Source organism: Vibrio sp. S11_S32 (assembly GCF_014694465.1).
GTDB classification, from domain to species: Bacteria; Pseudomonadota; Gammaproteobacteria; order Enterobacterales; family Vibrionaceae; genus Vibrio; species Vibrio algicola.
Window position 1 is genome coordinate 1 of record NZ_JAAUWS010000060.1, and the last position, 12,183, is coordinate 12,183.

The 12,183-nt window shown below is 42.8% G+C and carries 14 protein-coding genes; 8 read left to right on the forward strand and 6 right to left on the reverse strand.

Going from position 1 to position 12,183, the window contains the following annotated elements:
• Positions 1–171 precede the first annotated feature (171 nt).
• The gene (locus HC723_RS15195) at positions 172–510 is read left to right on the forward strand and encodes a hypothetical protein (RefSeq protein ID WP_190339676.1); all 339 of its coding nucleotides are present in this window, start codon (positions 172–174) and stop codon (positions 508–510) included.
• Here the strand turns inward: HC723_RS15195 and HC723_RS15200 are convergent.
• Entirely contained in the window at positions 505–927 is a 423-nt protein-coding gene (locus HC723_RS15200) for a PACE efflux transporter (protein WP_190339677.1), read from the reverse strand. The genes HC723_RS15195 and HC723_RS15200 overlap by 6 nt on opposite strands.
• Before the next feature lie 258 nt (positions 928–1,185).
• Here HC723_RS15200 and HC723_RS15205 point away from each other — a divergent pair, with 258 nt between their 5' ends.
• Entirely contained in the window at positions 1,186–3,102 is a 1,917-nt protein-coding gene (locus tag HC723_RS15205) for a PTS fructose transporter subunit EIIC (RefSeq protein ID WP_194704565.1), read from the forward strand.
• Positions 3,103–3,991: 889 nt separating this feature from the next.
• Here the strand turns inward: HC723_RS15205 and HC723_RS15210 are convergent.
• The gene (locus HC723_RS15210) at positions 3,992–5,461 is read right to left on the reverse strand and encodes a DEAD/DEAH box helicase (RefSeq protein WP_153448348.1); all 1,470 of its coding nucleotides are present in this window, start codon (positions 5,459–5,461) and stop codon (positions 3,992–3,994) included.
• Between the two features lie 442 nt (positions 5,462–5,903).
• Here HC723_RS15210 and HC723_RS15215 point away from each other — a divergent pair, with 442 nt between their 5' ends.
• From HC723_RS15215 to HC723_RS15235, 5 genes are all read left to right on the forward strand, one after another.
• On the forward strand, positions 5,904–7,220 hold the full coding sequence (locus HC723_RS15215) for a nucleoside recognition domain-containing protein (RefSeq protein ID WP_190339684.1): 1,317 nt from the start codon (positions 5,904–5,906) through the stop codon (positions 7,218–7,220).
• Positions 7,221–7,268: 48 nt separating this feature from the next.
• The gene (locus HC723_RS15220) at positions 7,269–7,619 is read left to right on the forward strand and encodes a hypothetical protein (protein WP_153448349.1); all 351 of its coding nucleotides are present in this window, start codon (positions 7,269–7,271) and stop codon (positions 7,617–7,619) included.
• 343 nt (positions 7,620–7,962) lie between these two features.
• Positions 7,963–8,490: a GNAT family N-acetyltransferase gene (locus HC723_RS15225; RefSeq protein ID WP_190339678.1), complete on the forward strand. Its 528-nt coding sequence runs from the start codon at positions 7,963–7,965 to the stop codon at positions 8,488–8,490.
• A gap of 177 nt (positions 8,491–8,667) precedes the next feature.
• Entirely contained in the window at positions 8,668–9,018 is a 351-nt protein-coding gene (locus HC723_RS15230; RefSeq protein ID WP_190339679.1) for a type II toxin-antitoxin system RelE/ParE family toxin, read from the forward strand.
• Entirely contained in the window at positions 9,018–9,320 is a 303-nt protein-coding gene (locus HC723_RS15235) for a helix-turn-helix domain-containing protein (protein WP_153448351.1), read from the forward strand. The genes HC723_RS15230 and HC723_RS15235 overlap by 1 nt, the downstream gene beginning before the upstream one ends.
• Positions 9,321–9,583: 263 nt before the next feature.
• Here HC723_RS15235 and HC723_RS17735 read toward each other — a convergent pair whose 3' ends face one another.
• Both HC723_RS17735 and HC723_RS15245 read right to left on the reverse strand, forming a co-directional pair.
• Positions 9,584–9,757: a DUF4113 domain-containing protein gene (locus tag HC723_RS17735; RefSeq protein ID WP_274601946.1), complete on the reverse strand. Its 174-nt coding sequence runs from the start codon at positions 9,755–9,757 to the stop codon at positions 9,584–9,586.
• Entirely contained in the window at positions 9,675–10,511 is an 837-nt protein-coding gene (locus HC723_RS15245) for a bifunctional allantoicase/(S)-ureidoglycine aminohydrolase (RefSeq protein WP_190339680.1), read from the reverse strand. Before HC723_RS15245 ends, HC723_RS17735 begins: the two co-directional genes overlap by 83 nt.
• A gap of 206 nt (positions 10,512–10,717) precedes the next feature.
• Between HC723_RS15245 and HC723_RS15250 the strand changes: the two genes are divergently transcribed.
• Positions 10,718–11,605, forward strand: a complete 888-nt coding sequence (locus HC723_RS15250) for a LysR substrate-binding domain-containing protein (RefSeq protein ID WP_190339681.1) — start codon at positions 10,718–10,720, stop codon at positions 11,603–11,605.
• A gap of 88 nt (positions 11,606–11,693) precedes the next feature.
• Here HC723_RS15250 and HC723_RS15255 read toward each other — a convergent pair whose 3' ends face one another.
• Together HC723_RS15255 and HC723_RS15260 are read right to left on the reverse strand one after the other, a co-directional pair.
• Positions 11,694–12,050: a hypothetical protein gene (locus HC723_RS15255; RefSeq protein ID WP_190339682.1), complete on the reverse strand. Its 357-nt coding sequence runs from the start codon at positions 12,048–12,050 to the stop codon at positions 11,694–11,696.
• Between the two features lie 15 nt (positions 12,051–12,065).
• A partial coding sequence (locus HC723_RS15260; protein WP_190338159.1) for an IS3 family transposase occupies positions 12,066–12,183 on the reverse strand: 118 nt, incomplete at its 5' end.

Genomic DNA, 12,183 nt, shown 5'->3' on the forward strand with positions numbered 1-12,183 from the left:
AGGCCGATTGCCTCTTCTTTAAATTCTTTCGTATAAGTTCGATATTGACGTTTTGTATTCATATTCACCTCGATTGATTATCGTATTATCCACAATCAAGGTGTCCAGATCGATTAGACCAGAATAAAGAGCTGGGGACCAGATGTAGACCACAACCATCAAAAAGAAGTGATGGTTGCGAGTAAAAAGTACGTTCTTTTACTTGATGAAAAAAATGAATTTATGTTTTACACCTTTAATAAAACATACGATCCATTTGCTCGCGTGGGTGAGGTTAGTCGAAGCTTTAATAACCTACACGGTGACGTTAATCCTTTCTCACTGTTTATCGAAATAGAAAAATTCATTCGATATTTATTTTCGCGAGGCGTGATGTATTTCTATTTTTCATGTGAGGGCGAGCGTTTCGATATCTATCAATTTTTCATTTCACGCTTGGTGAAAAAAGCGGGGTATTACTCGACAAATCATAAGCAAGGCAATGAGTTCTATGTCTATAAGTGCTTATGATCTGATTGGCGCAATTGGGAAGACTTTATCGTAAGCTAAGTTATAAACAAAAGCATAGATCAAGTAAAATATCACCATGCCAAAATCTAAAATCAAGGCATCAATAAGCCTGATGTGTAACCACCAAGCCATGATAGGTAAGGTGATAAATAACAAGCCAAACTCAAAGAGAACAGCGTGTAGAATGCGTATTAACGTTGTTTTATGCAACTGTCCCGTGCGTTTTAGCATCGCTTTATCAAATAGGATGTTGTAAAAATAATTCCATACTGTGGCAATGACGGAAAATAGTATCGCGAGTACCCCTATTTTTCCCATATCCATATTAAAAATCTTGCTGATCCCAAAGATTAAAATGATCAACCCGAGCACTTCAAAGCCAACGGTGTGTCTGATCCGTTCTAATTTACTGCGCATATTTTCCTCTGGTGATCCCTTTTTATTTTCAGCTCTTTTATAACTGATTTTTTAGACATATTGTTATTTTTCACATCATTATACTAGTCATTCGAGTTATGCACTTTGATATTGCATCCAAGAAAGGAATAATTGCGCCAGTTCACACTTTTTAGTTGGTGGTACAATAATCCAGTAAATGCATTTTATTTACAATTACACACACTTTTAATGAGTGCTATTCTTCTGGTCATATTCACAATTATAGCGAGAAGAATCATGCACTCCTTGATCAATAAAAACCTCGTTTGCTTGGACTTAAAGTCTGATAACAAACAAGATCTGCTTAATGAAATGGCTGAGCTATTGGCGGCAAATCAATGCGTTTCAAACAAAGATGCCTATTTAAAAGACGTTTGGGCACGAGAAGAGCTTGGTTCGACCGGTTTTGAAGATGGGATCGCCATCCCTCATGCAAAAAGTGCTGCGGTGATCAAACCTGCATTCGCGGTGGGTATTCACCGTACTGGTATTGATTATGGCGCGGATGATGGTGAGCTATCCAACGTATTCTTTATGCTTGCTTCACCCGATGGTGGCGATAATCACCACATTGAAGTTCTAGCACAAATTTCTAGTAAAATTATTGAAGATGGTTTTCTTGATTCACTGCGCAGCGCCACTACGCGTGAACAAATTATCGAATTACTTGTGGGCCGCGACGTTGCCGAGCAAGCAACCCCTGCTGCAACATCAACGCAATCAAACGCTGCTAATTTCGCAGCTGAAGAAAAACCATCGGCATGGAAAGCGACCCTTTCTCGCATGAAGCAGCACTTATTGTTTGGTACTTCCCACATGATCCCATTTATTGTCGCGGGTGGGGTTTTACTCTCGCTGTCGGTGATGATCTCAGGTAAAGGTGCGGTACCGGAAACAGGGGTGTTAAAAGACATCGCCACTATGGGGATTGCAGGTTTAACCATATTTACCGCCGTTCTTGGTGGTTATATTGCGTACTCGATTGCTGATAAACCAGGTCTTGCGCCGGGTATGATTGGTTCTTGGATCGCGGTGCAACAATACAACACCGGCTTTTTAGGTGCGATTGTGGTTGGCTTCTTAGCGGGCTTTATTGTGCTGCAACTTAAACGGATTAAATTCCCAGATAGCATGGCATCGCTAGGTTCTATCTTTATCTATCCGCTAATTGGTACTTTCCTCACTTGTAGTATTGTGATGTGGGTGATTGGCGAACCTATTGCGGGCATGATGGCAGCAATGAACCATTGGTTAGCCAGTATGGCAGGCAGCGGTAAAGTGATGCTTGGCGCGATCTTAGGTGGTATGACAGCCTTTGATATGGGCGGTCCAATCAACAAAGTTGCGACGTTATTTGCTCAAACTCAAGTGGACTCTCAACCGTGGTTGATGGGTGGCGTTGGTATCGCAATTTGTGTTCCACCACTGGGTATGGCACTGGCTACTTTCCTTTCTCCAAAGCGTTATAAAAGAGACGAACGTGAAGCCGGTAAAGCCGCTGCGATCATGGGTATGATTGGTATTACAGAAGGTGCGATCCCATTTGCTGCTGCCGATCCAATTCGTGTTATTCCTGCCATTGTCGCCGGTGGTATGGTTGGTAACATTGTGGGCTTTATGATGAATGTTATTAACCACGCACCTTGGGGTGGTTGGATTGTTCTGCCCGTGGTGGATGGCAAAATTGGTTATATCGTCGGTACGATTGCGGGCGCGGTTACCACAGCCATCATTGTTAACTTGTTGAAAAAACCAGTGACAGAAGACGAAGATGATTATGAAGTAAATGCGGCGCCAGTAGAGTCAATTTCAGAAGAGGGCGTGGCGCAAGTTCTGGCGATCACCGCTTGTCCATCTGGCGTGGCACATACTTTCTTAGCCGCAAAAAGCTTAGAAAAAGCCGCAGCTAAAATGGGTGTTAAAATTAAAGTTGAAACTCAAGGCGCAAACGGGATTGTAAACCGCATTACCCCTAAAGATATTGCCAATGCTGAGTTTATTATCTTTGCCCACGATGTAGCGATAAAAGATCCACAACGTTTCACCGGCATGAATATTGTGGATACGCACACCAAACATGCGATGAATGCACCGGAAGAGTTGATCCAATCAAAATTGAGCTCAAGCCCAGCTAAGGTTGCGACGATTAAATAAAATTATAATGGTGAAAAATCAGTGGTCAGTATATCTGGTCACTGATTTTTTTCGTTTAAAGACGATGATGATTTGTTGATAGCGCTTTTAAAACAGGATCGGTTACAGCCTTCAGATCGCGCAGGAAGATATTATTGGTTCTTTATGCGCTGCACCAAACAAGAAAAACCCCGACACTTTCGTATCGGGGTTATAGTCTTACTCGCAGCAATCCAGCCACTATACATGCTCCATGCATCAAATCCGTGATAGTGTGCTTGTCCTAAGCTTATCCTTTGTCTCGCTTTCCTAGCGGTGTCCTGTGCCAATCCTTGCAAGCTACTCTTCCTGAATAGCGCTCATCACTTGTTCCTTGAGCGGTGTTCCTTTCCTCTGTCCTGAGGTGTCCTTCAATTCCATTTTAAGTCACATCCTGCAACTTAGTTGTATCCGTTCTATGTCCTGTGCATCCTGCCGACCGCCAACCTTAGCCATCGTGCTTAAATTTACGCTAGGTAATTAAAAGTGTTGTCCTTTTCCTTAAAGCGTCTTCCTGAATAAGCGTTTTCCATTCACGCTGAACTTTATCCTAAGTTCTGTGCTTGCTGCTTTTCCGTAAGCCGCGTCGTTATCCCTTCGACACAGTGAAGATTACGCTATTGTGGATTTTGGGCAAGGGAGCACAAGAGAATATCGACTGACTTTTTTATGCAGACAATAAAAAACCCATTAAATAACAGGTATTTAATGGGTTTTATTGCTGGTTTTCATGCAGTGAAAGCGTCTTATCTTACAATGGGTGTAAGCGATCTCGCACAAACGGAATCGACGTTAGCGATAAGCCGTTTTGGCGGGATCTTGAGGCGATCCGCTTTTTTGTTCTCTCGTTCGAAATTAATTAGCTCGAAAATTAGTTAGAGCGAAAGTTACTGCCGTTATTTTTTGGGTTACGTCTTGGCGCCGCAGGCTTTGCTGCACCTGAGTTCGCGCGAGATGCAGGGCGAGCGGCACTAGTTCGATCCGAATTTGCACGCTCGGCACTTGGGCTTGATGTGCGACTACTGCTCGCGCTATCGCCATTACGAGCAGATGCTGGTTTTGCCGCGCCAGTATGACGACGGTTTTTGCTCACCGGTTTATGACCACGGGCGTTATCACCTGAACGTTGGCCATCGTTATGCGCTTTTGGCTTTTTCGGTTTCTTGGGCTTGATTGGGCGCGTGTCTAATCTTGATTCCGGAAGGGTATTCACTACTTTAAAGCCTTCAAGATCCATACGCGGCAATACTTGTTTGATCAAACGCTCAATTGAGAACAGATCATGCACTTCATCAATGCACACTAAAGAAATCGCTTTACCGGTTGCACCCGCGCGGCCAGTACGGCCAATACGGTGGACGTAATCTTCTGATACATGCGGTAGGTCGAAGTTGACCACTTGAGGCAACTGCGCGATATCAATACCACGCGCGGCAATATCGGTCGCAACCAATACTCGAACTTCACCAGTTTTGAAGTTTTCTAATGCTTTGGTTCGTGCGCCTTGGCTCTTGTTGCCATGAATAGCAGCCGAGGTAATGCCTCTTTCATCTAAGAAACGGCTTAAACGGTTAGCACCATGTTTGGTTTTGCTAAACACTAATACTTGTTGCCAATCATTATCTTCGATCAGCTTTAATAGCATTGGCGATTTTTGTTTTTGATCGGCAGGGTAGATGCATTGTTCAACCGTGGTGGCCGTTTGGTTGGCTGGGTTGACTGAAATCTCAACCGGATTATTCACTAAACCTTTGGCTAAGTTACGAATATCATCCGAGAAGGTTGCAGAAAATAGCAGGTTTTGACGTTTTGCTGGCAAGAAGCTTAAGATCTTACGAATATCACGAATAAAGCCCATGTCTAACATGCGATCGGCTTCATCTAATACTAGTACTTCAAGTTGTGAGAAACGCACTGCATTTTGATTGTATAGATCAAGCAAGCGACCCGGAGTGGCAACCAGAACATCAACTCCTTGGCGCAGTTTCATCATTTGTGGGTTAATTTTAACTCCACCAAAAACCACGGTTGAGGTTAAACGAGTATGTCGGCTGTATTGCTCAACATTCTTATGCACTTGCGCGGCAAGCTCACGAGTTGGGGTTAAAATCAATGTACGCACTTGATTTGGGCGAACACGATCACCGCCTAAAAGACGCTCTAAGATCGGTAGGGTAAAGCCAGCTGTTTTACCTGTTCCGGTTTGGGCTGCAGCCATGACATCATTGCCTTCGATAACCGCTGGAATGGCTTTCGCTTGAATAGGTGAAGGTGTGTTATAGCCCTGCTCTTCTACCGCTTTTAGTAGAGGTGCAGAAAGTCCCAAAGAGGAAAAACTCATATAGTGATCTCAGTTATTTAATAGATAGCCGGTGTGGCAAATAGGCGTGCATGGCAATTCGGAATAATGTGATCTCGATCTACCATTTTTTTGAATGCGCTATTCTGAGGCTTTTACTCGCTAGCAGCAACAATTATCGTCATTATTATTACTTTTTCGCCAGGTAATTGCTTAAAATGTAGACGAGGTGATTCAATATGCAAATATTCCACCTAATAATACCGAAATAAGGGGTAAATTTTTATGCTGAAAGTGTTTCACTTTGACTGAAATGTCGGTATTCTTGCCGCCACTGAATAAATTATGGATTGATAGTGAATAATTATGCGAAGGATTACGCAGGATTTACGCATTGCCACATGAGAGTAGAATGAATAATACCCCCAAAGAACTTGGTCAATCTCCGCAAGACTATAAGCACTATCCAGCCAAAACCTACATGATGTTTTTGATCCCATCATTGCTGGGTTTATTACTATTTATGGCGCCAATCGAATTCAATGGTTCTTACACCATTCCGGTGGCGGTATTGGCAAAATCATTACAAGCATTTTTAGCCGACAGCATTGTTGATATTGTGGCGTTTGTGATCGCCTTTATGTCGGTCGCCACGCTGGCTTGCAAATTGTTCAAACCAAAATTTGTGCAAAATAGCCCATTCTTACACAGTTTAATGAACCCAAGTCCAATTTGGCTTTTTGTGCGTTTGCTAGGTGGGGTGATTGCTGTGATGAGCCACAGTCAGATTGGCCCTGAATTCATTTGGGCGGATGATACCGGCGGTACGGTGTTAAAAGATTTACTTCCGACCCTATTTTGTGTGTTCATTTTTGCCGGAATGTTACTGCCTCTTTTGCTTAACTTTGGTTTGCTGGAACTTTTTGGCACTTTATTGAGTAAGGTGATGCGCCCAATTTTCAACTTGCCAGGACGCTCAGCTATCGACTGTATGGCATCGTGGTTGGGTGATGGTTCGGTTGGTATCTTATTAACCAGCAAGCAATATGAAGATAAATTTTATACCCAACGTGAAGCGGCAATTGTCGGCACCACCTTCTCCGCGGTATCAATCACATTTAGTTTGGTGGTGATTGCCCAAGTCGGTCTAGAGCAATTGTTCTTACCATTTTACGCCGCTGTGTGTTTAGCCGGTTTTGTGGCCGCGATTATTTTGCCGCGTATTCCACCTCTGCGCTGGAAAAAAGACATCTTTGTTGATGGCAGCATTCCAGACAGTAAAGCCGATGATTTACCCCAAGGACACACCAATTACACTTGGGGCATGACGCTCGCATTACGCAAAGCGCATAACTTACCTTCGTTTAAAAGCGTATTAGGTGAAGGCGTGCGTAATGCAGTCGATATGGTATTTGGCGTATTACCTGTGGTGATGGCGCTGGGTACAGTGGCTTTGATTATTGCGCAGCATACTCCAGTCTTTTCGATTTTAGGTCAGCCGTTTATTCCGTATTTGAAACTGTTAGGCGTACCCGAAGCGGTGCAAGCCTCACAAACCATTGTGGTCGGTTTTGCCGATATGTTTATCCCCGCCATTCTTGCTGCGCCAATCCACAGTGATATGACCCGCTTTATTATTGCGGCGATGTCGGTGACTCAGCTTATTTATATGTCGGAAGTAGGCGCATTATTATTAGGCAGTAAAATTCCAGTGGCATTGTGGGAACTGTTTGTGATCTTTATTCTGCGTACCTTGATAACATTACCTGTTATTGTAGGCGTCGCACATCTGGTGTTTTGATTGACGTTATCATCGCCGCAAGAACTTAATTTATAAAAGGTAGTTACCATGCAACATGAAGAATTTGAAACATTAGTTAAAACGCTATGTACGCTTAATGAAGTACCACAAGTGCTAAAATTTTTACAAATGAACAGCGACGAAGACGTTTCAGAAGCCGCAAAATCATTGTCAGGTCAATTTGCACTGGCTGAAGTTGAGGGCGAAAACCGCATTTACCATGTGACGAACGAACTTGATGAACAGGGCGTTGAACAAGAATATGTCGAGCATATTATGAACGAAGGGGACGATGTGATCCGCTTTGTGGCATGGTTTTTTGAGATCATGTTTGAAGTGAAGATGAAAGAAACCTATCAGGCAGCTGGTAAGGCCTACGTACAACCTAAGCGTTCGTAGTTTTATTATACAAGACCGGCTCTTCGTACTTGAAGTTACATCTTTGTTGGCTGCCTTTAGATGATTGAATACTTAACAAAACCAGTGATCGTGATCACTGGTTTTGTTTTTTGTGCTGTTCACGGTATTTAACCTAGCTTTGCTAATTTTTAACAGCGCATCATGTTGTTTTATTGTTAGAAAAGAGTAATACCTTTTGCGGCTTTTACGATAAAGTAAAGGTAGAGGTGATTTTTTATTCACCTTAGGAACATGTTTTTTTGAATCTAAGAAATATAAAAATGACAAAATGCCAGTCAATAGGATTTGACTAAATTCGGTTTGCTATATGAAGGGATGTCTAATGCAAATAAGAGAAGCAGAATTTACCGATTACACTCAAATAGCCCAACTCCACGCCAGCAATTGGCAGCAAGTCTATGCCGGAATTTTAGACGACGATTACCTACAAAACCAATTACTGGATGAACGCAAGGCGATTTGGCAAACCCGTTTAACCCATCCATCGCTCAACCAAGGTATTTTACTGATAGAACAAGATGATCAGTTGTGTGGCTTTGTGTGTTTATATGGCAACCATAGTTTTGAGCTCGGCACCATGATCGATAATCTGCATGTTGCTAAAGACTATCGCGGTAAAGGCATTGGCAAGCAGTTATTGGCAGAGGCGGCCACTTGGGCTAATAAGCATTTTTCTGATATTGGCTTGTATCTTGAAGTGATCGAAAAAAATTATGCCGCTAAAGGTTTTTATCATTCGATTGGCGGAACACATGCCGGTGATCCAATGTGGAATGCCCCCGATGGCAGTCAAGTTCCTTGCCAAACTTACACTTGGGCATCACCCAAACATTTGCAGCAGTTCGTTTAATACTTTTACAGTGCCACGACATCTTAGTCTTTTAGGTTCTGTGGCCTACTGGGTTTTCTTTATAGCAAGTTGACCTATTGAACACCATGCTCATATAGCGAACCGATTTTTAAGACTACCCACTTTAAATTAGTGTGATATTATATATAGACTATAATCTATATTAGTGCTTTGATAATGTGGACTGTACTCACAACAGATACTTTTGACGAATGGTTTGATTCTCAATCAGACGATACGCAAGAAAAGGTGCTATCGGGTTTGGTTGCATTGAGAAATGGTGGCCCAAGTATTGGTCGGCCGCTCGTCGATACAGTGAAAGCATCTCAACATAAAAATATGAAAGAAATTAGGATCCAGCACCGAGGCGATCCTATTCGAGCATTTTTTGCTTTTGATCCACTGCGCCAAGCGATAGTCCTTTGTGCGGGTAATAAAGTTGGCAACGAGAAGCGATTTTATAAAGACATGATCCCTGTTGCAGATCGTGAATTTACAAACCACCTCTCTGAATTGGAGAATAAATAATGGCTAGAAATCTAAATGAAATGATGGCTTCTCGTTCTTTGGAAAGTCAAAGTCGAATTACTGAAATGGCAGAAGAAATGCTATTAGAGGTAAAGCTTCAATCTCTTCGTGAGGAACTTGAAGTAACACAATCTGAATTAGCGAAACACATGGGGATTAGCCAACCGTCAGTTGTTGCTATTGAACAAAGAGGAAGCGATGTAAAAATCTCCACTATGAAGCGATATGTCGAAGCAATGGGTGGGAAAATGAGTATTGACGTTGAGCTTCCGACTGGTCGGCATATTGGCTTTAATGTTTAAGCATGTAGCTTTTACTGTATGGAGCGAGAAATATTATGTCTAATGGTCTAAAGGTTCTATATGTAATGGTTTAATGATCTTTGAGGGTTCTATAGCCTATAATTGACGGCAATATAGCAACCTAACTATGAACATTAATACTCGAAAAAACGACTATACCCAAAGTAATTGAAGTTGCAGCTTCAAGTAAGACGGGTATAAAATCATCAGTCATTGTCGATGCTAATATACCGAGTTTATCTTGATGACGTAAAATGTGAGACCTAACACCTCACTATCGGCAGATCTCCCCACTTAGTCGTATATTGAGGCGACAACCTTTCTCGCCTCATCGTCCATTTATGCTCAACCGTATCAATTACGCGGACGAATAAACGGCATGTGGCGGTTAACGTCTTTATATAAAAGATAACGGAACGGGCCAGGGCCACCGGCATAACAAGATTGTGGGCAGAACGCGCGGAGCCACATAAAGTCGCCGGCTTCTACTTCAACCCATTCTTGGTTTAAGTGATACACCGCCTTACCTTGTAATACATACAAACCATGCTCCATGACATGAGTTTCATCAAATGGGATCACCGTGCCTGGTTGGAAGGTCACAATATTGACGTGCATGTCATGGCGCATATCGGTCGAATCCACAAAGCGAGTGGTGGCCCATCCATCGTCAGTATCGGGCATCGCAATTGGCTCGAGATCGTTTTCGTTGGTCACAAAAGCTTCTGGTAATGCCAAACCATCAACAAATTGATACGCTTTACGCACCCAATGGAAGCGCACAGGCTGATCATTATTATTATGCACCGTCCAGTGACAACCTGGTGGGATAAATGCATAACCACCTTCGGTCATGTGGTGGGCTTCGCCTTCAATGGTAATGTCCATTTCGCCCGCCACCACAAATAATACCCCTTCTGCATTTGGATCGAGTTCAGGTTTATCCGATCCTCCTTGCGGTGCGATCTCGACAATATATTGCGAGAAAGTTTCAGAGAATCCACTTAATGGGCGAGCAATAACCCACATGCGCATGTTTTGCCAAAATGGCAGGAAACTGGTCACAATATCAGTCATGACACGTTTAGGAATAATCGCATAAGCTTCGGTCAGCACCGCGCGATCGGATAACAGTTGAGTCTGAGGCGGTAAGCCACCTTGTGGTGAGTAGTAAGCGTTTTTCTTGCTCATAGCTTGATAATCCTTTAACAATAGGCCCATAAAATTGCAGCTGAAACGCGACAAAGATTGGGTTGAACAAAAATCTAACTCAGTTGGAGTTATGAACTTGGGTGTTGAATTCAATAATCATTATGCGCCATTTGTTTATGATTGATAAATTAAATAATTTAATTATTATTAGTGGCTAATCCACTAGTTAATAGGCGACTTAATTTATGAATCACACGCTCGATCCGATTTTATTGCGTAGCTTAGTGGCGGTGGTCGATACCGGTAATTTTACCCGCGCGGCTCAAAGCACCCATTTAACTCAATCCACCATTAGCCAGCAGATTCGTAAACTGGAAGTTCAACTGGGCTGTGAATTGTTGATCCGTAAAAAACGTCACGCCATTCCTACTTTAGAAGGGGAAAGGGTGGTGAATTATGCTCGCAGAATATTGTCTATGATGGAAGAAGCGATCACTCAAACCGTGATTAGCGCAGAGCAAAGGCCGATCCGGCTTGGGGTGCCAGAAGATTTTGCCACCCATGAGCTAATGCCCACCTTAACGCGCTTTGCTAATGCTTTTCCGAATGTTCGTTTGGAAGTCAAAGGCGGGATGTGTAGCGATATTTGGGCCCAATTTCAAAATAATGAACTCGATATTGCCTTGGTCAAACATCGACTCGGCAGTGCTCAAGGCGTCGCCAGTTGGTCAGAGCCGTTATGTTGGATTGATAGCTTAGATGTCGATAATTTGGCCAAAGATACGGTGCCTTTAGTGGGCTTGCCGAGCACGGGTTTGTATCGCAGTGAAATGGCGCATAGCTTTGATTCTTTAGGGCGAAAGTGGCGCATGGCATACATCACCAGCAGTTTATCTGGCGTGGGGTGCGCGGTTGAAGCAGGGTTGGGGTTATCATTATTACCCAAAAGATTGATCACAGCCAAGCACCGTAAACTGGGCGCAGAGCAAGGATTGCCATCGATCACACCGCTAGAATTATTGCTGCATATTCAACAGCAACCCTCAATTCACACTAAAATGTTAGCCGATTTTTTGCAGCAAGCATGTGATCAAATCTTTGATCTCAATTCAAGTAATCAAATGATCGAATAGGGACGGGCGATGGGTATAACATCTAAAAAAGGCACTCAACCTAGGTTCAGTGCCTTTATGCGGTTATGACTATTATTATGACCTAAACTTAGTCGTCAACTTTGCAGTCAGAAATATCGGTGTAAGTGTTCTCGGTTAAAGTCACACTATCATCGCCTACCACATAACCAAATAACGCATTATCCGTTGTCACTGTGCCTTTTAAATCAATCTCTTGATCGTTATCAGCCAGTTCGACTTCTTTGACCGTATAAGTGATAGCGCCTTGCTCACCTTTGATTTCGACCCCTTCAAGTTCAACTTTTTCGCCATCAATACTGGCTAATGTTAAACGATCATCAAAATAAGTATTGGCATTGGTTTCAAAGGGGATGCCGTTAATGCTAATGGTGCTATCTGAAACGCTTGCTGTACCTTCAACTTCAAAACTGTTTTTCTCATCCATTGGGCGATATTCTGGTCAAGCCCAATAGGACACCTGACTTTGTAATTTTTCATAGTCGATTGGCGTTAAATCACCAAGCGTAGTATGCAACCTTTCATGGTTGTAATACCGGATATATTCTTCAACATCTTCT

Excerpts from the sequence above, each read along its gene's own strand:
- HC723_RS15245 (WP_190339680.1), bottom strand. The coding sequence starts at position 10,511 with ATGAGCAAGAAAAACGCTTACTACTCACCACAAGGTGGCTTACCGCCT.
- HC723_RS15255 (WP_190339682.1), bottom strand. The coding sequence starts at position 12,050 with ATGGATGAGAAAAACAGTTTTGAAGTTGAAGGTACAGCAAGCGTTTCA.
- HC723_RS15195 (WP_190339676.1), top strand. The coding sequence starts at position 172 with ATGGTTGCGAGTAAAAAGTACGTTCTTTTACTTGATGAAAAAAATGAA.
- HC723_RS15200 (WP_190339677.1), bottom strand. The coding sequence starts at position 927 with ATGCGCAGTAAATTAGAACGGATCAGACACACCGTTGGCTTTGAAGTG.
- HC723_RS15250 (WP_190339681.1), top strand. The coding sequence starts at position 10,718 with ATGAATCACACGCTCGATCCGATTTTATTGCGTAGCTTAGTGGCGGTG.
- HC723_RS15210 (WP_153448348.1), bottom strand. The coding sequence starts at position 5,461 with ATGAGTTTTTCCTCTTTGGGACTTTCTGCACCTCTACTAAAAGCGGTA.
- HC723_RS15230 (WP_190339679.1), top strand. The coding sequence starts at position 8,668 with ATGTGGACTGTACTCACAACAGATACTTTTGACGAATGGTTTGATTCT.
- HC723_RS15205 (WP_194704565.1), top strand. The coding sequence starts at position 1,186 with ATGCACTCCTTGATCAATAAAAACCTCGTTTGCTTGGACTTAAAGTCT.
- HC723_RS15215 (WP_190339684.1), top strand. The coding sequence starts at position 5,904 with ATGTTTTTGATCCCATCATTGCTGGGTTTATTACTATTTATGGCGCCA.
- HC723_RS15220 (WP_153448349.1), top strand. The coding sequence starts at position 7,269 with ATGCAACATGAAGAATTTGAAACATTAGTTAAAACGCTATGTACGCTT.
- HC723_RS15235 (WP_153448351.1), top strand. The coding sequence starts at position 9,018 with ATGGCTAGAAATCTAAATGAAATGATGGCTTCTCGTTCTTTGGAAAGT.
- HC723_RS15225 (WP_190339678.1), top strand. The coding sequence starts at position 7,963 with ATGCAAATAAGAGAAGCAGAATTTACCGATTACACTCAAATAGCCCAA.
- HC723_RS17735 (WP_274601946.1), bottom strand. The coding sequence starts at position 9,757 with ATGCCGGTGGCCCTGGCCCGTTCCGTTATCTTTTATATAAAGACGTTA.